Origin of the sequence: Angustibacter sp. McL0619 (assembly GCF_049994355.1) — a bacterium.
Taxonomy (GTDB): domain Bacteria; phylum Actinomycetota; class Actinomycetes; order Actinomycetales; family Angustibacteraceae; genus Angustibacter.
In genome coordinates, this window is the sequence record NZ_CP188257.1 from 3167274 (window position 1) to 3187201 (window position 19928).

The window sequence follows — 19928 nt, forward strand, 5'->3', positions numbered from 1 at the left end:
TTCGACGCGGAGCAGCGGGCACCGCACGAACCCCTGGAGGACGCGGTGGTGGTGCAGGCCTACATCCTCATCCAGACCGAGGTCGGCAAGGCGGCCACGGTCGCCGAGACGATCGCCGGCATCTCCGGCGTCACCCTCGCAGAGGACGTCACCGGCCCCTACGACGTCATCGCGCGGGTCGAGGCTCGCAACGTCGACGAGTTGGGCAAGCTCGTCATAGCGAAGATCCAGGACGTCGCCGGAATCACCCGCACGTTGACGTGCACCGTCGTCCACGTCTGATCCTCGTCCTCTCGCTGGCCGTCGCGGCGCTGCTCGCGCTCGGTGCGGTCTCCTGGTGGCACTGGCGTCCCCTGCGCGTGTCCGCGCCCGCCGACGCAGCGAACCCGCGATGCGCGGCGATGGCCGACGACCTGCCCGCGAAGGTGCACGGCCAGGGACGGGTGCGGACGACGTCCGGCTCCCCCGCGGTCGCGGCCTGGGGTGACCCTGCGGTGATCTGGCGCTGCGGCGTCACGCCGCCCGGCGCGACCACCGACGAGTGCCTGGACGTCGACGGGGTGGACTGGGTGGTGCACGTGCTGGACGACGGCGCCGCGTTCACCACCTTCGGACGCGACCCCGCAGTGCAGGTGCTGGTGCCGCACGACTACGCACCGGAGCCGCTGCTGCTGTCGGCCTTCTCTTCGGTGGCCGGCGCTGTGCCGCAGGGCGCGAACCACTGCAGCTGAGGGTCAGCGCAAACCGGTGGGACGACGCAGCGCGAGCTGGACCAGCCGGTCCACCAGGGCCGGGTAGTCCACGCCGGACGCAGCCCACATCCGCGGGTACATCGAGTGCGGGGTGAAGCCCGGCATCGTGTTGATCTCGTTGACCACGACGTCGCCGGCCGTCGTCCAGAACACGTCGACCCGGGCCAGCCCCTCGCAGCCCATCACCTCGAAGGCCTGGACGGCGAGCTCGCGCACCCGGTCGCGCACGTCGGCCGGGACGTCGGCCGGGGTCGTGAGCCGGACGTCAGCCTCGTCGACGTACTTGGCCTCGAAGTCGTAGAACGCGTGCCCCGAGACGACCTCGATCTCACCGAGCTCGCTGGCCCGCGGCGTGCCGTCGAGGTCCTGCAGGACCCCGCACTCCAGCTCGCGTCCGATGATGGCCGCCTCGACCACGACCTTTGGGTCGTGGCCTCGGGCCACCTCGAACGCCGCCGGCAGCCCGGCCGCGTCGTCCACCTTCGTGATGCCGATGCTGGACCCCGCCCGGGCCGGCTTGACGAACATCGGGAAGCCGAGCGTCTGCAGCCGCTGCAGCACGCCCTCGCTGTCCTGCTGCCAGTCCCGCGCGGTGACCACCTGGTAGGGCCCGACCGGCAACCCGTGCCCGGCCAGCAGCACCTTCATGTAGTGCTTGTCCATGCCGGCGGCGGAGGCCAGCACGCCCGAGCCGACGTACGGCACGTCGCCGAGCTCGAGCAGCCCCTGCAAAGTGCCGTCCTCGCCGAAGGGCCCGTGCAGCAGGGGAAAGACCACGTCGACGTCACCCAACGTGGCGGGCACCTCGCCGGGCCGCAGCGCCACCAGCGCGCGGTCCGAGGTGCTCATCGGGACCACGACACCCGGCCCGCTCGTGTCCACCTCGGGCAGCTCGCGCCCGTGGGCCTCCAGGGCCGCCGGATCGTCCGCGGCGAGCACCCAGCGCCCGTCCTGGGCGATCCCGACCGGGACCACGTCGTAACGATCGCGGTCCAACGCGCGCAGCACACCGGCCGCGGTCATGCAGCTGATCGCATGCTCGCTGGACCGCCCGCCGAACACCACGGCCACCCGCGGCCGGGACGCTGCGGGCGGTCGGGGCTGCTGGCTCGACTCGGAGCTCGACTGGTCGCTCATCGCCGACCGACCCTACCCCGCAGCGGGCGGCTAGCCTTCACCCCGTGACCGACGAGCGCAACGACAAGTACTCGCCCGCCACGCTGGCCGTCGCCGCCGGGCGACCGACGGCCGGGCCGGGTGCCGCGATGAACGAGCCGATCTGGCTCACCTCGACGTACGGTGCGGACGGCCAGTACGACTACGGCCGCACCGGGAACCCGACCTGGGACGCGTTCGAGAGTGCGCTCGGCGCGCTCGAGGGCGGGCAGGCGCTGGTCTACTCGGCCGGCATGGCCGCGGTCTCGGCGGTCGCCGGCCTGGTGCCCGAGGGCGGCCTCGTGGTGGCGCCGACCAGCGCCTACACCGGCACGACCGCGTTGCTGCGCGAGTCGGCGCAGCAGGGCCGGCTGCAGCTGCGCGAGGTCGACCTGACCGACGTCCCCGCCGTGCAGGGAGCCCTGGACGGCGCGGCCATGCTGGTGGTGGAGACGCCGACCAACCCGCTGCTGGACGTGGCGGACCTGTCCGCGCTCGTCGCGGCCGCCGAGGCCGCGGGCGCGCTGGTCGTCGTGGACAACACCTTCGCCACGCCGCTCGGCCAGCGCCCGCTGGCCCACGGCGCGGACGTCGTCGTGCACTCGGTGACCAAGTACCTGTCCGGCCACTCCGACGTGATCCTCGGCGCGACGGTGACCCGGGACGACGACCCCGGCCGGGCGCTGCACGAGCGGCTGCGCGCCCACCGCCGGCTGAACGGGTCGATCGCCGGACCCTCCGAGGTGTGGCTGGCGCTGCGCGGCCTGCGCACGCTGGCCGTGCGTTACGAGCGGGCCCAGGCAAACGCGGCCGAGCTGGCTCGCCGGCTCAGCGAGCACCCTGCGGTGTCCCGGGTGCGCCACCCCTCGCTGCCGGACGACCCGGGTCACCAGCGGGCAGCCCGGCAGATGCTCGGGTTCGGGGCGATCGTGGCGGTCGAGGTGGGCGGCGACGCCGAGCTGGCCGAGCGGGTGGCCTGCTCGACCCGGCTGTGGGTGCACACGACGAGCTTGGGCGGGGTCGAGTCCACGCTCGAGCGTCGTCGTCGCCACCCGCTGGAGCCGGACGACGTGCCCGTGGACCTGCTGCGGCTCTCGGTCGGGATCGAGGACGTCGAAGACCTGTGGGCCGACTTGGACCAGGCCCTGCGGACCGCCACTCGGTGACCACCGGGGTGACCACCGGGGTGACCACCGGGGTGACCACCGGGGTGACCACCGGGGTGATCACCGCGGAATGGCTGTGATCACGACCAGCTCTCGGTGACCATCGCGGTGGCGACGTCAGTCCGCCTCGGCCTTGCGCGCGCGGGACAGCAGCCGTCGTCCCATCTCGTCCGGCGCCAGCCCGTGGTGCACCACTGCCACCACGCCCTCGGTGATCGGCATGTCCACACCGTTCGCCCGGGCCAGGTCCAGGATGGACTGGCAGGACTTCACGCCCTCGGCGGTCTGCCTGGTGGCTGCGATCACCTCGGCGACGCTGCGTCCCTGACCGAGCTGCACGCCGAACGTGCGGTTGCGGGACAACGGCGACATGCAGGTGGCGATCAGGTCGCCGACCCCCGCGAGGCCGGCGAACGTCGCGGGGTCGGCGCCGAGCGCCTCGCCGAGCCGGGCGGTCTCCGCCAGCCCGCGGGTGACGATGGTGGCCTTGGTGTTGTCCCCCAGGCCCATGCCCTCGGCCATCCCGACGGCAAGGCCGATGACGTTCTTGACCGCCCCGCCGAGCTCGGTCCCGACCACGTCGGTGCCGGTGTAGGGGCGGAACGCGGGGGTGGCACAGGCGTGCGCGACCCGATCGGCCATCTCGTGGTCGACGCAGGCCACCACGCTCGCCGCGGGCTGACGCTGCGCGATCTCGGGCGCCAGGTTGGGACCGGACACGACGACGACCCGCTCCGGCGCCACCCTGCCCGCCTCGGCGATCACCTCGCTCATCCGTCGGGTAGTGCCGAGCTCGACGCCCTTCATCAGCGAGACCACCGCCGCCTGCGCGGGAATCCGGTCGGCCCACTGCATCAGGTGCTCGCGGATCGTCTGGGAGGGCAGCGCGAGGACCACGACGTCGGCATCCCGCATCGCTTGCGCCGCATCGGTGGTGGCCACGATCGAGGCGGGCAGCTCGATGTCCGGCAGGTAGTCACCGTTGCGGTGGGTCCTGGTGATCTGGTCGGTCAGCTCGGCCCGACGGCCCCACATCGTCACCTGGCAGCCGGCGTCGGCGAGCACCAGCGCGAACGCTGTGCCCCAGCTTCCGGTGCCCAGCACCGCACACCGAGTCATCGCTTCCCCCGCGCCGGTGGGCGCTTGGCGCCCTTCGCCGGGTTCCCGATCCTCGGAACGTCGTGCTCGCGCGGGTCGTACACCTCGTCGGGTGCCTTCTCGCCACGCAGCTGCTCGAGCAGGCCGGTGACGTCAGCCATCACTCGCCGCGTCGCCTCGACGAGCACCTCGCTGGTGATCGGCTCGCCGCGCAGGTCGTCCAGGTCGACCGGCGGTCCGGCCAGCACGTGGATGGTCTTGCGCGGCAGCAGTCGCAGCCGCTTCGCGTAGGGCATCAGGATGTCCTGCGCACCCCACTGCGCGATCGGGACCAGGGGCGACCCGGTGGTCAGCGCCAGCCGGGCAGCGCCGGTCTTGCCCGTCATCGGCCACAGCTGCGGCTGCCGGGTCAGCGTCGCCTCCGGGAAGACCGCCAGGCACTTGCCGGCCTCGACCGCGGCGACGGCGGAGGCGAACGCGGCGGCCGCATCGCCGCTCTCGCGGTGCACCGGGATCTGCTCGGCCTCGCGCAGGATCCACCCGACGAACGGAACGCGGAAGACCTCCTCCTTGCCGAGGAAGTACGGCGGGCAGCCGTTGTCGAACAGGAAGTGCGCGAAGGTGACCGGGTCCACGTAGGACATGTGGTTGGAGCAGGCGACGAAACCCCCGGTCTCGGGCAGGTGCTCGGCGCCACGCCAGTCCCGATTGGTCACCAGCATGAAGACCGGGCGGAGCACACCTACGGCGAACCGGTAGGCCCAGCTCAGCTCCCGCTGCGACACCCGTGCTCCTTCGTCGGTTCCGGCCGACCAGTCTGCCGGGGCTCGCATCCTCGCGGTCGCTGGGGGTGTTGTCGAGCGTACGCGCGATGACTGCGACCATCGTGTGGTGCGCGGCGACCTGTCATCGACGAGCAGGTCCTGGACCGTGGTCCTGCCGGTGCAGCACGCCGACCGCGGCAAGACCCGGCTCGTCGGTCCGGACCACCTGCCAAGGGCCGAGCTGGCCCGCGCCATCGCGCTGGACTCGATCGCTGCCGTGCTGGACAGCGTGGCGGTACGACGGGTGGTCGTGGTGACTGCGGACCCGGTGGTCTCGGACGCCGTACGGGCGCGCCGCGTCGACAACCCGGACATCGAGCTGCTGGCCGATCCCGGGCTCGGCCTCACCGCGGCCGTCCAGGCCGGCGCGGACCGGGCCCTCGAGCTGCAGGACGACGCGCCGGTCGGGGTGCTGCTCGCCGACGTCCCCGCCCTGCACGGGGCGGACCTGACCGCTGCGCTGACCGCGGCCGGCCAGCACACTGCGGCGGTGGTGCCGGACTGCGACGGCACCGGCACCGTGCTGCTCACGGCCGGGCCGCACACCCCGCTGCGGCACGCTTTCGGGCCGGGGTCGGCCGGACGGCACCACGATCTTGGTGCGGTGCGGCTGGACCTGGACCTGCCGCGGCTGCGCCGCGACGTCGACACCGCCTCAGACCTGCGCGAGGCGCGGAGCCTGGGCGTCGGGCCCGCGACGTCCGAAGTGCTCGCGGCGCACTGGCGGTAGCCTGAGCCGCATGCAGGGTTCGGTGCACGAGTTCGACACCGCGACCGGGGCGGGCTCGGTGCTGCTGGACGACGGACGCCGAGTCCCGTTCGACGCCGATGCCTTCCACGACAGCGGTCTGCGGATGCTGCGCGTCGGTCAGCGGCTGACCCTCGAGCTCGACGCAGCCGACGGAACACAGCGCGTCGTCGGGATGCGGATCCACGGCATCTGAGACGCCCCGCCCGGCGGCTCAGCCACGCTCGTATCGCGCCCCCACGGCGTCCAGCTTGTCCAGGAACTGCTCGTACCCGCGGTAGATCAGGTCGATGCCCCGCACGGTGGACGTGCCCTCGGCGGCGAGGGCCGCGATCAGATAGCTGAAGCCGCCGCGCAGGTCCGGCACCTCGATGTCTGCGCCGCGCAGTGGGGTCGGGCCGGACACGACTGCGGAGTGCTTGAAGTTGCGCTGCCCGAACCGGCACGGAAGCCCGCCCAGGCACTCGCGGTACAGCTGGATGGTCGCGCCCATGTCGACGAGCGCCTGGGTGAAACCGAGACGGTTCTCGTAGACCGTCTCGTGCACGATGGACAGCCCTCGGGTCTGGGTCAGCGCGACCACGAGCGGCTGCTGCCAGTCGGTCATGAAACCCGGGTGGACGTCGGTCTCCAGGACCACCGAGCGCTGCGCGTCTCCCCCGCGCCAGAACCGGATCCCGGCGTCATCGACCTCGAACGCCCCGCCGATCTTCCGGAACACGTTCAGGAACGTCATCATGTCGGGTTGGCGGGCACCCTCGACATAGATCTCGCCGTGGGTGGCCAGCGCCGCGCACGCCCAGGAGGCGGCCTCGATCCGGTCCGGCATGGCGGTGTGCGTAAAGCCCTGCAGCGAGTCGACCCCCTCGATCCGGATGACTCGGTCGGTGTCCACGCTGATGATGGCGCCCATCTTCTGCAGGACCGCGATGAGGTCGAGGATCTCCGGTTCGATCGCCGCGTTGCTCAGCTCGGTCAGGCCGGCTGCGCGGACGGCGGTGAGCAGCACCTGCTCGGTGCTGCCGACGCTCGGGTAGGGCAGGGTCAGCTTGGTGCCCTGCAGCCGTTGCGGCGCAGCCAGGCGCAGGCCCTCGGGCCGCTTCTCGACGAGCGCGCCGAACTGACGCAGCACCTCAAGGTGGTAGTCGATCGGGCGTTCGCCGATCCGGCAGCCGCCGAGGTCCGGGATGAACGCCTCACCGAGCCGGTGCAGCAACGGGCCACAGAACAGGATCGGGATGCGGCTGGAGCCGGCGTGCGCGTCGATGTCGGCCACGTGCGCGGTCTCGACGTTGGTCGGGTCGAAATGCAGCTCGCCCAGAGCGTCCCCACCGGTGACGTGCACGCCGTGCAGCTCGAGCAGCCCGGACACGATCCGCACGTCGGCGATCTGCGGGATGGCCCGAAGGGTGCTGGGACTCTCGCCGAGCAGGGTCGCCACCATGGCCTTGGACACCAGGTTCTTGGCGCCGCGGACGCTGATGTCGCCTTTGAGGGGGTGGCCGCCGTGCACCGTGAGGACATCGGTCATCCCCCCAGCATGGCAAACGGCGAGGCCGGCACCCCCTGAGAGAGTGCCGGCCCCGTCTGCCGGTGTGCTGGGCCTGCGCTCAGGCCTTCTTGGCGGCGCGCTTGGCGGTCGTCTTCTTCGCCGCGGCCTTCTTGGCCGGTGCGGCCTTCTTCGCGGCCGCCTTCTTGGCCGGTGCGGCCTTCTTCGCCGCCGCCTTCTTCGCCGGTGCAGCCTTCTTGGTCACGGCCTTCTTGGCGGTGACCTTCTTCGCCGGTGCGGCCTTCTTCGTGACCGCCTTCTTGGCGGGAGCGGCCTTCTTCGTGACGGCCTTCTTGGCGGGAGCGGCCTTCTTGGCCGGAGCCGCCTTCTTGGCTGCTGCCTTCTTGGCAGGAGCGGCCTTCTTTGCCGGAGCCGCCTTCTTGGCTGCTGCCTTCTTGGCAGGAGCGGCCTTCTTCGCCGGAGCCGCCTTCTTCGCTGCTGCCTTCGCCGGAGCCGCGGCCTTCTTGGCCGTGGTCGCGACGCTGGAGGCGACGCGGGTCGTCGCGGAGGCGGCCCGGCCGGCGGCGGCGGTGGTGAACGCGCGCAGCGCCTTCGTGTCGGAGGTGACCTCCTTGAACGCGGTGCCGGCGCGGAAGCGTGGCACCGAGGTCTTCTTGATGCGCACGGCCTGGCCGGTGCGCGGGTTACGGCCGGTCCGGGCCGCGCGAGCAGCCTTCTCGAACGTTCCGAAGCCCGTGATGGCGACCTTCTCGCCCTTGGCAACGGTCACGGTGATCACGTCAACGACGGCCTCAAGAGCCTCTGCTGCGGCCTTCTTGCTGCCGAGCCGCGACTCGAGTGCGTCGACCAGCTGTCCCTTGTTCACTGCGGTTCCCCTCTTGGAGATCGTCTGCCGGGCCCCTCAGCCCAGCTGGTGCTGTTACCGCCGAGCCGACGCCCGGTTCGAGGACGACGGTAGGACCACTTCGGGCGCGCGTCCAACACCTGCACCCCTCCAACGCTTGTGTCGCAAGCACTCCGAGCCGCCCGCGGCACGATTCGAGGGAGTTCGGGCAGGGTGTCGTGGCGCCGTCCCCGGCGTGACCACCGGGCCGTCTCGGCATCCAGAGTTTCGGTGAGACCACCTGTGCCGCAACGTGTTTCGGGTTGAGTCGCGGGGCGCTCGGCCCGCCCCGGAGGTTGCTAGGACCGGTCCGGGGCTCACCCGTTCAGCCGACCACCGTGGTGGGCAGGTACCCGGGACGGGTGCTCTCGAAATTCTTGATCGCTTCCTCGTGTCCGAGCGTCAACGAGATGTCGTCCAGACCCTCGAGGAGCCGCCAGCGGGTGTAGTCGTCGACCTGGAACGGGCACTGGATGTCACCCGCCCGAACCGTCTTGGAGACCAGGTCGACCGTCACCTCGGTGCCGGGCTCGTTCTCCAGCAGCTTCCAGAGCAGCTCGACGTCGTCCTGTCCGACCTGAGCCGTGAGCAGACCTTGCTTTCCGGAGTTTCCGCGGAAGATGTCGGCAAAGCGTGAGCTGATGACGACGCGGAACCCGTAGTCCATCAAGGCCCACACGGCATGCTCGCGCGAGGAGCCGGTGCCGAAGTCCTGACCCGCGACGAGCACGCTGCCGCTGCGGAACGCCGGCGCGTTCAGCACGAACGTCTCGTCGCCGCGCCAAGCCGCGAAGAGGCCGTCCTCGAACCCGGTCCGGCTGACCCGCTTGAGATAGACGGCCGGGATGATCTGGTCGGTGTCGACGTTGCTGCGGCGCAACGGGACGCCGATGCCGGTGTGCGTGGTGAAGGCTTCCATGTGCGGTGTCCGTTCAGTCCAGGTCGGCGGGCGAGGAGAGAGTGCCGCGCACGGCGGTGGCGGCTGCGACGACGGGCGAGACCAGGTGCGTGCGTCCACCCTTGCCCTGCCGACCCTCGAAGTTGCGGTTGGAGGTCGAGGCGCTGCGCTCACCGGGTGCCAGCTGGTCCGGGTTCATTCCCAGGCACATCGAGCATCCGGCCAGCCGCCAGTCAGCGCCGGCGGCCTCGAACACCGCGTCCAGCCCCTCGCTCTCGGCCTGCAACCGGACCCGCGCCGAGCCGGGGACCACCAGCATCCGCACGCCCTCCTTCACGCGCCGACCCTTGATGACCGCGGCAGCCGCGCGAAGGTCCTCGATCCTCCCGTTGGTGCAGGAGCCGACGAACACCGTGTCCACCGCGATGTCGCGCAACGGCGTTCCGGGGGTGAGGCCCATGTACTCCAGGGCCCGCTCGGCTCCGACCCGCTCGTGCTCGTCGACGATCAGCGCCGGCTCGGGGACGCTCGCGCCGAGCGGCAGTCCCTGCCCCGGGTTGGTCCCCCAGGTGACGAACGGGGCCAACGTCGTGGCGTCGATGACCACCTCGTGGTCGAACGTCGCGTCGTCGTCGGTGCGCAGCGTCCGCCAGGCCTCGACGGCGTCGTCCCAGTCCCGCCCGGACGGTGCGTGCGGGCGTCCCCTCAGGTACTCGAAGGTGGTCTCGTCGGGGGCGATCATCCCGGCCCGCGCGCCCGCTTCGATGGACATGTTGCACACCGTCATCCGCGCCTCCATGGACAGGGCGCGAACCGCCTCGCCGCGGTACTCGATGACGTAGCCCTGACCGCCACCGGTGCCGATCTTGGCGATCACAGCGAGGATCAGGTCCTTGGCCGTGACCCCGCCCGGCAGGGCGCCCTCGACCGTGACGGCCATCGTCTGGAACGGCTTGAGCGACAACGTCTGGGTGGCCATCACGTGCTCGACCTCGCTGGTGCCGATGCCGAAGGCGAGGGCACCGAACGCGCCGTGGGTGGAGGTGTGCGAGTCGCCGCAGACGATGGTCATGCCGGGCTGGGTCAGGCCGAGCTGTGGCCCGATCACGTGCACGATGCCCTGGTCGAGGTCGCCCATCGGATGCAGCCGGACTCCGAACTCGGCGCAGTTTCGGCGCAGCGTCTCTACCTGGGTGCGCGAGACGGGGTCCGTGATCGGCCCTGGCTCGGTGGGCACGTTGTGGTCCTCGGTGGCGATCGTGAGGTCCGGACGCCGGACGCCGCGGTCGGTGAGCCGCAGCCCGTCGAACGCCTGCGGGCTGGTCACCTCGTGCAACAGGTGCAGGTCGATGTAGAGCAGGTCCGGCTCACCCTCGACGCGACGTACGACGTGCGCGTCCCAGACCTTCTCCGCCAGCGTGCGGCCCATCGTGGCCTTCCTTCCCCATCAGCGCCCCGGCCGGTTGGCCCCGGCGTGTCGAGCCGGTACTTGCATCTCATGACGTGAGACGGCAATATCGAGGCATGGACAACTCTAGCGGAGTCGGCGTGCTGGACAAGGCCGCCATCGTGTTGGGCGCTCTCGAGGCCGGCCCGTCGACGCTCGCCCAGCTGGTCGCAGCCACCGGCCTGGCCCGCCCCACGGCGCACCGACTGGCCGTCGCGCTGGAGTACCACCGCCTGGTGGCGCGGGACATGCAGGGCCGGTTCGTGCTCGGTCCGCGGATGGCCGAGCTCGCCGCCGCGGCCGGGGAGGATCGGCTGCTCGCCGCCGCCGGCCCGGTGCTGGCCGCACTGCGCGACCACACCGGCGAGAGCGCCCAGCTGTTCCGCCGCCAGGGCGACCAGCGGATCTGTGTCGCCGCGGCCGAGCGCCCGGTCGGCCTGCGCGACTCCATCCCGGTCGGCAGCTCGCTGTCCATGCACGCCGGTTCGGCGGCCCAGGTTCTGCTGGCCTGGGAGGAGCCGGACCGTCTGCACCGCGGCCTGCAAGGAGCCAAGTTCTCGGCGACCGCGCTGTCCGGCGTCCGTCGTCGCGGCTGGGCGCAGAGCGTCGGCGAGCGCGAGACCGGGGTGGCGTCCGTCTCCGCACCGGTGCGCGGACCGTCCGGTCGCGTCGTCGCCGCGGTCTCCATCAGCGGTCCGATCGAGCGACTGTCCCGCCAGCCCGGGCGGCTGCACGCGCCGTCGGTCATCGCGGGCGCCCACAAGCTCACCGAGGTGCTGCGCCGCGCCAGCTGAGCTCCTGCAGGCGGCCGTGCACTGATCGGTGCGGTGATTGGTGCGCCCGCACAGCTCGCGAAGGCGACCAGCTCAGTGCGGCGCCGACATCCGCTGGCTGGCGGTCTCGGTGCGCCCGGCGACCGGCGCGGCGGACGTCGCAGCGAGCAGACCCATGGCCGGGGTGTTGCTGTAGATCGTCTCGTGTCCGCCGGCCGGTACCGCGTAGGTCTCGTGCCAGATCCCGACCGCACCGGCCGCCGTCCGCGACCGCTGGTTGAATGCCCGCCAAGCCTTGCGGTGCTCGAGATCGGTGTCGTGCGCGTAGGCCAGCAGCGACTCGGTGTCGCTCCAGTACTGGACGACGGTCGGCCCCCGCGACCCGAGCAGCAACCGGAACCCGAGCAGGCCGCTGGCCGGGTCTTTGCTCAGCTCGGCCAGCATGCGGGGCATCGCCGTGAACACTGGCCACCACTTGTCCAGCCGCCACCACTGGTTCACGGTCATCCCGATGAGGAACACGACAACCGCGTCGTCGTGGCTGTCCGTCCATCGCCCCGGTCGAATCTTCGAACCTGCCCCCATGGCCGGCCTCCGTTGGATAGTTACACTCTCCGTTAATGGATAGTGATACTCTCCGTTCGTCCTAGCGTCAAGGGCTTTGAGGGAGCGTGAGGTGCGGATCTCCGGACTGGCGGCGGCGACGGGCGTGCCGGTCGCGACGATCAAGTTCTACCTGCGCGAGGGACTGCTCCCCCAGGGCGAGGCGACCGCGCCCACCCAGGCGACCTACGACGACAGGCACGTGCAGCGGCTTCGGCTGGTGCGTTCGCTGGTCGAGGTGGCGGGCCTGTCGCTGGCCCAGGTCCGCCGGGTGGTGGCCAGCATCGACAACCCGCCGAGCACCTGGCACCAGCTGCTCGGGGTGGCGCACTGGGCCGCGGTGGGCCTGGGCGACGGGCTGGACGACGACGTCGACGTGAGCGCCGCCCGCAGCCTCGTCGACGAGCTCGGCTGGCACATCGACCCGAGGTCCCCGGCGCTGGCCCAGCTGCAGCGGGCGATCTCGGGACTGGCGGACTCGGGGCTGACCATGACACCCGAGCACGTGCGCGCCTACGCCGAGGCGGCGCACGACGTTGCCGAGCTCGACGTCGACTCGGTGCCCACCACGTCCCCCGCGGCCGCGGCTCGGCACGTCGTGCTCGGCACCCTGCTGCGCGAGCCGTTGCTGCTCTCGTTGCGCCGGCTCGCGCACGAGGACGTCAGCGCGAGCCGGTTCGCAGACCTTCGTCCGCCGGCTCCTCCCGGTGACCTGCACGACGACTGGGCAAGCGCTTAGGCCGGTACCTGCGCGGGCTCGGCGGCGCGCACCCGGTCCGCGTCCGGGCGCGCCCGAGCGCGCCGCTGAGCGAGCACGCTGACCACCGAGAGCACCAGACCGACAGCGGCCATCGCGGCGCCCACCAGGGCAGGTGAGGTCCAGCCGTGGCCGGCCTCGATCACCAGCCCGCCGGCGAAGGCACCGGCGGCGTTGGCCAGGTTCAACGACGAGTGGTTCAGCGACGCCCCGAGCGAGGCCGCGCCCGGCCCGGCCATGTCCATCAGCCGCAGCTGCAGCCCGCTGACGGTTATCGAGCTGACCACTCCCAGCAGCGGCACGACGATCGCGATACCCCAGCCGGACGCCGCCGCGAGCGGGAAGACGAGCAGGGTGAGCAGGGTGGCCGTGAATCCGATCAGCAGCGCCCCCGGCACCGACCAATCCCCGACCCGGCCGCCCAGCAGCGTGCCGATCGTCATGCCGACGCCGAACAACGCGAGCGCCAGCGGCACGCTGCGCTGCGACCAGTGCGCCGCCTCGGTCAGGATCGGCGCGATGTAGCTGTACACGGCGAACATGCCGCCGAAGCCGATGGCCCCGATGGCCGCGGTCAGCCAGACCTGCTTGCTGGCCAGCGCCCGCAGCTCCGAGCGCGGCGCGGCACCGGCCGTCGCCTCGACCTGCGGCACCCGGCGCCAGACGAGCAGCACGGTGACCAGTCCGACCACCGCGACGAACCAGTAGGCGGCACGCCAGCCGAGCTCCTGGCCGACGAACGAGGACGCCGGGACCCCGATCACGTTCGCGGCGGTCAGGCCGAGCAGCGGCATCATCACGGCCCGGCCGCGACGGGACGGGTCCACCATCGACGCGGCGACCAGTGATGCGATGCCGAAGTAGGCGCCGTGCGGCAGGCCCGCGGCGAACCGGGCCACCAGCAAGGTCTCGTAGGTCGGCGCGAGCGCGGAGGCGATGTTGCCCAGGCTGAAGGCCGCCATCAGCACCAGTAGCAGCCGGGTGCGCGAGACCCGCGCGGTCAGCACGGCCAGCAGCGGCGCACCGACGACCACCCCGAGTGCGTACGTCGAGATGACCCGTCCGGCCTGCGGGATGGACACCCCGACGCCCTCGGCGATCTGAGGCAGCAGCCCCATCGTGACGAACTCGGTCGTCCCGATCGCGAAGCCCCCGACGGCAAGGGAGGCCAGGGCGGTGGAGGTGCGGGTGCGGGTCACGACTGCTCGAACCTTCGGTCGGGTGCGGTTTCATCCCGGGACGGAGCGGTGTCCGGATGCTGGAAACGACGAAGACCCCCGCCCGAATGGACGAGGGTCTTCGCTGACGTAGCCCCGACGGGATTCGAACCCGCGCTACCGCCTTGAGAGGGCGGCGTGCTAGGCCGCTACACAACGGGGCCCTAGCTGGTGACGCTGAGAGAGATCGTACCCGGCCTGCCGGGCTGATCATCTCGCTGGGGTACCAGGACTCGAACCTAGACTAACTGAACCAGAATCAGTCGTGCTGCCAATTACACCATACCCCAAGGGGGTATCACCCCTGCTGGTGAGTGACCCACCGGCCGGTCGTGACCCGACCGCCGATACTAGCGTCCGGTGGTCCCCTCTCCCAAATCGGCGACCCCGGCCAGACCCAGCCACCGCGCCACTTCGGCCAACGACCGGGCCGTTCGCACGCCTGCCGCGAAGGCCCGCGACGTCGCAGGCGTCACACCGGCACGGCCCCGGTGATCGAGGCCGCGGTCCAACCACACCGCGTGCAGGCCGGCGTCCCGCGCACCGATCGCGTCGACCTGCAGGTCGTTGCCGACGTAGACGGTGCGCCCCGGAGCGAGCCCGGCCAGCTCGCAGGCGTGCTGGAACACCCGCGCGTCCGGCTTGGCCAGGTGCAGTGTGTCGACCCCGACGAGCACCGGCAGCCCGCCCAACCCGCAGCGGATCAGCTTTTCGCGTTGGTAGGCGCTCTCGTGGTTGGTCACGGCACCCAGCGGCACGTTCGCCGCGTTCAGCGCGTCCACCAGCTCGACCGCACCCGGCATCGCCACCCAGGACGCCGTGAAGGCTCGCTCGTAGACGGCGTTCCACTCCAGGAACGACTCGTCGTCCAGGCTCGTGCCGCCGAGGTCCGACAGCAGCGCGTCGGCTCGCAGCCGGCGCTGCTGCAGGAAGCCCAGCTCGCCGGCGGCGTAGCGGTCGTAGTAGCCACCGCGGTCCTCGAACCAGTGGTCCAAGGCCCTGCGCGGACCGTGCTCGTGCAGGTGCGGGAGGTAGTGCTCGGCGACCGCGCCCATGCCGGCCGCGAAGCTGGCGTGGGTGTCGACCAGCGTGTCGTCGATGTCCAGCAGGACGCCGTCGACGAGGTCGCCGAGCACTGCGCTCATCCGACCCGCGAGCGAAGGGCCCGGATCCGGGCGAGGCTGGACTCTCGGCCCAGGATCTCCATCGACTCGAACAACGGCGGCGAGACGCGACGTCCGGTGACGGCCACCCGCAGCGGCCCGAACGCGAACTTCGGCTTGATGCCGAGCTGCTCGACCAACACGGCGCGCAGGGCGGCCTCGATCCCTGCTGTCTCCCACTGCGGCAACGCCTCCAGTGCGGTCACCGAGGCGTCCAGCACGGCCGGGGCGTCCTCCTTGAGCGAGGCCAGCGCGTCGTCCTCGACGACGAGGTCGTCGTCCGCGACGAGCAGGAAGCCGATCATGCCCGGTGCCTCGTTGAGCCGGACCATGCGCGTCTGGACGAGCGGGGTGGCGGCCGCGACCACCGCCCGCTCGCGCTCGGTCGGCTCGCCGGTGACCACGCCGTCCAGGCGCAGTCGGTCCAGCAGCCGCCCGGCGAGGTCGGCCTCGTCGATCGAGCGGATGTAGTGGCCGTTCAGCCAGTCCAGCTTGTCGACGTCGAAGAACGGGCCGACGGTGTTCACCCGCTGCCAGTCGAAGTGCTCGACCATGTCGTCGAACGAGAACACCTCCTCGCCGTCCGGCATGGAGTAGCCGAGCAGGGCCAGGAAGTTGCGCAGCGCCTCCGGCAGGTAGCCCTGCTCGATGAACCAGGTCAGCCTTGCCGCCGGGTTCTTGCGCTTGCTGATCTTCGAGCGGTTCGCGTTGCGCAGCAAGGGCATGTGCAGGAAGTTCGGCATCGGCAGGCCGAGCCAGCTGTACAGCAGCACGTGCTTGGGGGTCGAGCTGATCCACTCCTCGCCGCGCACCACGTGGGTGATCCCCATCAGGTGGTCGTCGATCACTACGGCCAGGTGGTAGGTCGGGAAGCCGTCCGCCTTCAGGATCACCTGGTCGTCGGGCCGCGGGGCGTTGACCTCGCCGCGGATCAGGTCGGTGAACGTCAGCGGCGCGTCGTCCGGTATGAGCATGCGCACCACCGGAACGTCGCTGAAGCCGGGCAGCTCGGCCCGCTCTTCGCGGCTCTTGCCATAGCAGAGCCGGTCGTAGCCGGTCGGCAGCTTGGCGGCTTGCTGCGCCTCGCGCATCTGGGCCAGCCGCTCGGGCGAACACCAGCAGTAGTAGGCGTGCCCGTCGGCCAGCAGCTGCTCGACGTAGGGGCGGTAGGTGTCCAGCCGCTCGGACTGCCGGTACGGCGCGAACGGGCCGCCCTTGTCCGGACCCTCGTCCCAGGGCAAGCCCAACCAGGACAGGGTGGCGTACAGCTGCTGCTCGCTGTCCGCCCGGTAGCGGGCACGGTCGGTGTCCTCGATCCGGACCACGAACTGGCCGCCCTGCTGGCGGACGAACGCGAGGTTGAACAGCGCCATGTAGGCGGTGCCGACATGCGGGTCCCCGGTAGGGGACGGCGCGACACGCAGGCGGACTGGGCCGAGGGATTCGCTCATGGTCCGACCAGCCTATCGACGCCTGACAATCGTCACTGGCCGCGGACCGGGCACGGGCGTAGCCTCTCGGTCGTCCACGCGCGTCGCGCGATTGCCTCGAGGCGCGCACCCTGCTGCCCTGTGAGGATCCACATGGCACGGTCCCGCCTGCGGTCGATCACCATCGCGACCCTTGTTCTACCCGCTTCCCTGCTCGTGGCGTCCCCTGGCAACGCCGCCACTCCCCATCCGGGCCCCACCGGGCTCCTCCCCCACTCCCTGTCGGCACACAACCCGGCCGCCCGCGACGCCGACGGCGGCGGTGAAGAGGCGCAGGAGCTGCTCCAGCGCGACCTCGACTACGGCGCGGTCCGCACCGCACCGGGCGCCACCGTGAGCTCTGCAGCCTTCACCCAGGCCAGGGCCAGCGCGGCCGCCCTCCCGTCGGCCTCGGCCCGCTGGGCCGAGCTGACCACCAAGCCCTACCAGTCGGACGCCTCCGGCTACCGCGACCCGTTCTGGTCGAACTCCGGTGGCGGCTCCGGCCTGGTCAGCGGCCGGATGAGCGCCCTGGCCGTGGACGGCTCGCGGATCTACGCCGGCGCCGCTGACGGCGGAGTGTGGCGCAGCACCGACCGCGGCGCGCACTGGACCCCGCTGTTCGACGACCAACCGAACCTTGCAGTCGGTGCCATCACGGTGAACCCGGCCGACCACTCCGTCTGGGTCGGCACCGGCGAGGCCAACACCGCGTTCGAGAACTACGCCGGAGACGGCATCTTCCGCTCCACCGACCACGGCAACCACTGGCAGCGCGTCGGGCAGCAGCTGGACAACAGCCTGGTGTCCGCGATCGCCTTCGACGGCAACGGGCACGTGCTCGCCTCGACGAGCTCGGGGATGCTGCGCCGGTCGACCGGCGGTGGCAGCGCACCGTGGAACACGGTGCTCAAGCCCGACCCCAACCCCACCGGCTCGCCGTACCGCACGTCGTTCTTCACCGACGTCGACGTGCGTCCCGGCACGGCGGGCAAGGACGTGCTGGCCGTGCTCGGCTGGCGCGGCGGCACCCTGCCGGACGACACCTCGTTCAACGGCTTCTACGTCTCGCACAACAGCGGCGCGGCCGGTTCGTGGACCAAGGTGACGCCTCAGGGCATCCCGGCCGAGATCCTCGGGCGGGCGACGATGTCGTGGGGGGCCGGCGGCGGCAACCTGTTCGCCGTCGTCGAGGACCCACAGACGGTCACCTTCGGCGGGGTCTTCCGCTCCGCGTCCGGCAACCCGGCCGGCCCGTGGACCCAGGTCGCGGACGACGAGACGCTCGTGAACGCCGGCTCGACGCTGGCGCTGTCGGGCGGCGACCCGGGTGGCCAGGCCTGGTACGACCAGTACGTGCAGGTGGACCCGAAGGATTCGCGGCACGTGTACCTCGGTCTCGAGGAGATCTACGAGACCAGCGACGCCGGCGCGACCTGGAAGGTCATCGGTCCGTACTGGAACTTCCCGCTGGCCTGCTGGAACGTCGACCCGGCCCTGGACACCTGCCCGGGGACCACGCACCCGGACCAGCACGCGGTGGCCATCGCCGCTGACGGAACCGCCTACTTCGGCAACGACGGTGGCCTGTACCGGCACCAGGTAGCCGACCGCGGCACGGTGTCGTGGAAGTCGCTGAACTCCACCCTGCGAACGTTGCAGTACTACTACGCAGGCATCGGCAAGGCTCCCAGCGGAAGCGGCGACTATGTCTGGGGTGGCCTGCAGGACAACGGCGTCTCGTTGCTGCGGCCCGGCCTGGCGCAGATGGTCTCGCCGTTCGGGGGCGACGGCGGCGACGTCATCGTGGACCCGGCCAACGGCGACAACGCAGTGAACGAGTACGTCGACCTGAACATGGCGTTGACGACGAACGGCGGACGGACGGACGGGACGACGCGCTCGTACCGGACCATCTCGCCGTCCTGCGGCAACGTCGAGTTCACCCCCGACCCGTGCGACCCGGCTCCCCGGTTCATCGCACCGTTCTCCGCCGACCCGACGAACAGCAAGCACTGGGTCGCCGGTGGACAGCTGGTCTGGGACAACCACTCTCTCGGCTGGTCCACCACGTGCGGCACCCGGCTGTGCGACTGGAAGTCGGTGCGCGACCTCGGCGACGGCGCCCAGTCGACGTCCGTGGCCACGGTCGGCTCGACGACGTACGCAGGCTGGTGCGGCAACGGGTGCAACCCCGGCGGGGCGGCTCCGTTCGTGTCCGGCATCGACACCAACGCCGGCGGTAGCTGGCACCGGGTGAGCGCACCCAACCTGCCCAACCGCATCCCCACCGCGATCACCATCGACCCGGCGAACGCGCAGCACGTGTACGCGACGTTCGGGGCGTTCTCGCGGCGCTGGATCCCCGGGGCCGGCGTGGGTCACGTGTTCGAGTCCCACAACGGCGGCACCACCTGGGCCGACCGCAGCGGGAACCTGCCCGACGCACCGGTCAACGACCTGGTGATCTGGAAGGGCAAGCTCGTCGTCGGCACCGACGTCGGCGTGTTCTCCACCTCGTTGTCGGCACCCGGTTCGTGGTCGCTGACCGGCCGCGGCCTGCCGAACGCCTCCACCAATGACCTGACCATCTCCCCCGATGGCAGCTACCTGGTGGCGGCGACCCACGGAAGGGGGCTGTGGAAGATCAGCTGATGCTGGTCAGTCCCGTGTGACCACGGGGTTGGACAGGGTGCCGATGCCCTCGATCTCGACCTCGACGCGCTGCCCGGCGACGATCTGGCCAACCCCCGCAGGGGTTCCGGTCAGGATCACGTCGCCGGGCAGCAGCGTGAACGCGGCCGACGCGTGCACCACCAGAGCGGCGACGTCGTGCACCATCTGGCTGGTCCGTCCGTCCTGGACGGTCTCGCCGTCCCGCCGGGTGGTCAGGGCCAGGTCCCTGGCGTCCAGGTCGGTGACGATCCACGGGCCGAGCGGGCAGAAGGTGTCGAAGCCCTTGGCCCGGCTCCACTGCCCGTCACTGCGTTGCAGGTCGCGGGCGGTGACGTCGTTGGCGACGGTGTAGCCGTAGATGACGTCGGCCACCCGCTCGAGAGGCACGTCCTTGCAGATCCGCCGGATCACCACCGCTAGCTCGCCCTCGTAGTGCACGTTCTGCGACTGGCGAGGCAGCACGATCGGGTCGCCGGGGCCGATCACCGAGGTGTTGGGCTTGAGGAACATCAACGGCTCGGCCGGCGCCTGCCCACCCATCTCGGCGGCGTGGTCGGCGTAGTTCTTGCCGATGCCGATGACCTTGCTGCGCGGGATCACCGGGGCGAGCAGCCGCGCGTCGTCCAGCGGCGTGCGGACGCCGGTGAACACGATGGGTTGGTAGAGCGGATCGCCCTGCACCTCGGCCAGCACCAGCCGGCCTCCGTCGTTCTCGACGACGCCGTACGTGGGGTCCTCACCGGTGGTGTATCTCGCGATGCGCACGTCAGCGAGGCTACCCGGACCGCC

The 19928-nt window shown here is 71.2% G+C and carries 20 protein-coding genes and 2 tRNA genes; 8 read left to right on the top strand and 14 right to left on the bottom strand.

The features are described 5' to 3' along the window. The first annotated feature begins 48 nt into the window (after positions 1–48). Both ACPPVT_RS14730 and ACPPVT_RS14735 read left to right on the top strand, forming a co-directional pair. Positions 49–282 carry an Lrp/AsnC ligand binding domain-containing protein gene (locus ACPPVT_RS14730; protein ID WP_345714643.1) on the top strand — a complete coding sequence of 78 codons (234 nt, stop codon included), beginning with the start codon at positions 49–51 and terminating at the stop codon, positions 280–282. Beyond that, the gene (locus ACPPVT_RS14735) at positions 261–731 is read left to right on the top strand and encodes a DUF3515 domain-containing protein (protein ID WP_426561492.1); all 471 of its coding nucleotides are present in this window, start codon (positions 261–263) and stop codon (positions 729–731) included. The genes ACPPVT_RS14730 and ACPPVT_RS14735 overlap by 22 nt, the downstream gene beginning before the upstream one ends. A gap of 3 nt (positions 732–734) precedes the next feature. Here ACPPVT_RS14735 and ACPPVT_RS14740 read toward each other — a convergent pair whose 3' ends face one another. Continuing rightward, positions 735–1889 carry a D-alanine--D-alanine ligase family protein gene (locus ACPPVT_RS14740; protein WP_426561494.1) on the bottom strand — a complete coding sequence of 385 codons (1155 nt, stop codon included), beginning with the start codon at positions 1887–1889 and terminating at the stop codon, positions 735–737. A 44-nt stretch (positions 1890–1933) separates the two neighbouring features. Between ACPPVT_RS14740 and ACPPVT_RS14745 the strand changes: the two genes are divergently transcribed. Then, complete coding sequence (locus ACPPVT_RS14745; RefSeq protein ID WP_426561496.1) at positions 1934–3073, top strand: trans-sulfuration enzyme family protein; 1140 nt, start codon at positions 1934–1936, stop codon at positions 3071–3073. Positions 3074–3190: 117 nt separating this feature from the next. Here the strand turns inward: ACPPVT_RS14745 and ACPPVT_RS14750 are convergent, their stop codons facing one another. Next, a complete protein-coding gene (locus tag ACPPVT_RS14750; RefSeq protein WP_426561498.1) occupies positions 3191–4192 on the bottom strand; it encodes an NAD(P)H-dependent glycerol-3-phosphate dehydrogenase in 1002 nt (333 codons plus the stop codon). Then, a complete protein-coding gene (locus ACPPVT_RS14755) occupies positions 4189–4956 on the bottom strand; it encodes a lysophospholipid acyltransferase family protein (RefSeq protein WP_426561500.1) in 768 nt (255 codons plus the stop codon). The genes ACPPVT_RS14750 and ACPPVT_RS14755 overlap by 4 nt, the downstream gene beginning before the upstream one ends. A 106-nt stretch (positions 4957–5062) precedes the next feature. Between ACPPVT_RS14755 and cofC the strand changes: the two genes are divergently transcribed. Together cofC and ACPPVT_RS14765 are read left to right on the top strand one after the other, a co-directional pair. Continuing rightward, the gene (gene cofC, locus ACPPVT_RS14760; RefSeq protein WP_426561502.1) at positions 5063–5725 is read left to right on the top strand and encodes a 2-phospho-L-lactate guanylyltransferase; all 663 of its coding nucleotides are present in this window, start codon (positions 5063–5065) and stop codon (positions 5723–5725) included. A 10-nt stretch (positions 5726–5735) separates the two neighbouring features. After that, on the top strand, positions 5736–5939 hold the full coding sequence (locus tag ACPPVT_RS14765) for a cold-shock protein (RefSeq protein ID WP_426561504.1): 204 nt from the start codon (positions 5736–5738) through the stop codon (positions 5937–5939). A gap of 18 nt (positions 5940–5957) precedes the next feature. On the opposite strand, the gene murA is transcribed toward ACPPVT_RS14765, so the two are convergent. The 4 genes from murA to leuC form a co-directional block, all read right to left on the bottom strand. Continuing rightward, positions 5958–7274, bottom strand: coding sequence for a UDP-N-acetylglucosamine 1-carboxyvinyltransferase (gene murA / locus ACPPVT_RS14770; RefSeq protein ID WP_426561506.1), 1317 nt, complete (start codon positions 7272–7274; stop codon positions 5958–5960). Positions 7275–7353: 79 nt separating this feature from the next. After that, complete coding sequence (locus ACPPVT_RS14775; RefSeq protein ID WP_426561508.1) at positions 7354–8118, bottom strand: HU family DNA-binding protein; 765 nt, start codon at positions 8116–8118, stop codon at positions 7354–7356. 343 nt (positions 8119–8461) lie between these two features. Further along, positions 8462–9055: a 3-isopropylmalate dehydratase small subunit gene (gene leuD, locus ACPPVT_RS14780; protein WP_426561510.1), complete on the bottom strand. Its 594-nt coding sequence runs from the start codon at positions 9053–9055 to the stop codon at positions 8462–8464. Positions 9056–9068: 13 nt separating this feature from the next. Then, positions 9069–10463: a 3-isopropylmalate dehydratase large subunit gene (gene leuC / locus ACPPVT_RS14785; protein ID WP_426561512.1), complete on the bottom strand. Its 1395-nt coding sequence runs from the start codon at positions 10461–10463 to the stop codon at positions 9069–9071. A gap of 95 nt (positions 10464–10558) precedes the next feature. Between leuC and ACPPVT_RS14790 the strand changes: the two genes are divergently transcribed. Beyond that, complete coding sequence (locus ACPPVT_RS14790; RefSeq protein WP_426561514.1) at positions 10559–11275, top strand: IclR family transcriptional regulator; 717 nt, start codon at positions 10559–10561, stop codon at positions 11273–11275. A gap of 72 nt (positions 11276–11347) precedes the next feature. Here the strand turns inward: ACPPVT_RS14790 and ACPPVT_RS14795 are convergent, their stop codons facing one another. Beyond that, positions 11348–11839 (bottom strand): DUF4188 domain-containing protein, encoded by a 492-nt coding sequence (locus ACPPVT_RS14795; protein ID WP_426561516.1) that lies wholly within the window; start codon positions 11837–11839, stop codon positions 11348–11350. 91 nt (positions 11840–11930) lie between these two features. Between ACPPVT_RS14795 and ACPPVT_RS14800 the strand changes: the two genes are divergently transcribed. Continuing rightward, entirely contained in the window at positions 11931–12596 is a 666-nt protein-coding gene (locus ACPPVT_RS14800; RefSeq protein WP_426561518.1) for a MerR family transcriptional regulator, read from the top strand. Here ACPPVT_RS14800 and ACPPVT_RS14805 read toward each other — a convergent pair. From ACPPVT_RS14805 to gltX, 5 genes are all read right to left on the bottom strand, one after another. Next, positions 12593–13813 (bottom strand): MFS transporter, encoded by a 1221-nt coding sequence (locus tag ACPPVT_RS14805; RefSeq protein WP_426561520.1) that lies wholly within the window; start codon positions 13811–13813, stop codon positions 12593–12595. The genes ACPPVT_RS14800 and ACPPVT_RS14805 overlap by 4 nt on opposite strands. Positions 13814–13922: 109 nt before the next feature. Further along, positions 13923–13995: transfer RNA gene (locus tag ACPPVT_RS14810), tRNA-Glu, on the bottom strand. A gap of 54 nt (positions 13996–14049) precedes the next feature. Continuing rightward, positions 14050–14121 (bottom strand) — tRNA-Gln (locus tag ACPPVT_RS14815). Positions 14122–14181: 60 nt separating this feature from the next. After that, on the bottom strand, positions 14182–14976 hold the full coding sequence (locus ACPPVT_RS14820) for an HAD family hydrolase (protein ID WP_426561522.1): 795 nt from the start codon (positions 14974–14976) through the stop codon (positions 14182–14184). Then, on the bottom strand, positions 14973–16445 hold the full coding sequence (gene gltX / locus ACPPVT_RS14825; protein WP_426561525.1) for a glutamate--tRNA ligase: 1473 nt from the start codon (positions 16443–16445) through the stop codon (positions 14973–14975). Before gltX ends, ACPPVT_RS14820 begins: the two co-directional genes overlap by 4 nt. A 132-nt stretch (positions 16446–16577) precedes the next feature. On the opposite strand from gltX, the gene ACPPVT_RS14830 reads away from it, so the two are divergent. Next, positions 16578–19118, top strand: a complete 2541-nt coding sequence (locus tag ACPPVT_RS14830; protein ID WP_426561527.1) for a glycosyl hydrolase — start codon at positions 16578–16580, stop codon at positions 19116–19118. Positions 19119–19124: 6 nt separating this feature from the next. Here the strand turns inward: ACPPVT_RS14830 and ACPPVT_RS14835 are convergent, their stop codons facing one another. After that, positions 19125–19904, bottom strand: a complete 780-nt coding sequence (locus tag ACPPVT_RS14835) for a fumarylacetoacetate hydrolase family protein (protein WP_426561529.1) — start codon at positions 19902–19904, stop codon at positions 19125–19127. Positions 19905–19928: the final 24 nt, after the last annotated feature.

What these genes read in the sequence shown, in the direction of transcription:
- ACPPVT_RS14740 (WP_426561494.1), bottom strand. Translation starts at nt 1,889, where the DNA reads ATGAGCGACCAGTCGAGCTCCGAGTCGAGCCAGCAGCCCCGACCGCCC.
- ACPPVT_RS14750 (WP_426561498.1), bottom strand. Translation starts at nt 4,192, where the DNA reads ATGACTCGGTGTGCGGTGCTGGGCACCGGAAGCTGGGGCACAGCGTTC.
- ACPPVT_RS14765 (WP_426561504.1), top strand. Translation starts at nt 5,736, where the DNA reads ATGCAGGGTTCGGTGCACGAGTTCGACACCGCGACCGGGGCGGGCTCG.
- murA (WP_426561506.1), bottom strand. Translation starts at nt 7,274, where the DNA reads ATGACCGATGTCCTCACGGTGCACGGCGGCCACCCCCTCAAAGGCGAC.
- leuD (WP_426561510.1), bottom strand. Translation starts at nt 9,055, where the DNA reads ATGGAAGCCTTCACCACGCACACCGGCATCGGCGTCCCGTTGCGCCGC.
- leuC (WP_426561512.1), bottom strand. Translation starts at nt 10,463, where the DNA reads ATGGGCCGCACGCTGGCGGAGAAGGTCTGGGACGCGCACGTCGTACGT.
- ACPPVT_RS14790 (WP_426561514.1), top strand. Translation starts at nt 10,559, where the DNA reads ATGGACAACTCTAGCGGAGTCGGCGTGCTGGACAAGGCCGCCATCGTG.
- ACPPVT_RS14795 (WP_426561516.1), bottom strand. Translation starts at nt 11,839, where the DNA reads ATGGGGGCAGGTTCGAAGATTCGACCGGGGCGATGGACGGACAGCCAC.
- ACPPVT_RS14820 (WP_426561522.1), bottom strand. Translation starts at nt 14,976, where the DNA reads ATGAGCGCAGTGCTCGGCGACCTCGTCGACGGCGTCCTGCTGGACATC.
- gltX (WP_426561525.1), bottom strand. Translation starts at nt 16,445, where the DNA reads ATGAGCGAATCCCTCGGCCCAGTCCGCCTGCGTGTCGCGCCGTCCCCT.
- ACPPVT_RS14830 (WP_426561527.1), top strand. Translation starts at nt 16,578, where the DNA reads ATGGCACGGTCCCGCCTGCGGTCGATCACCATCGCGACCCTTGTTCTA.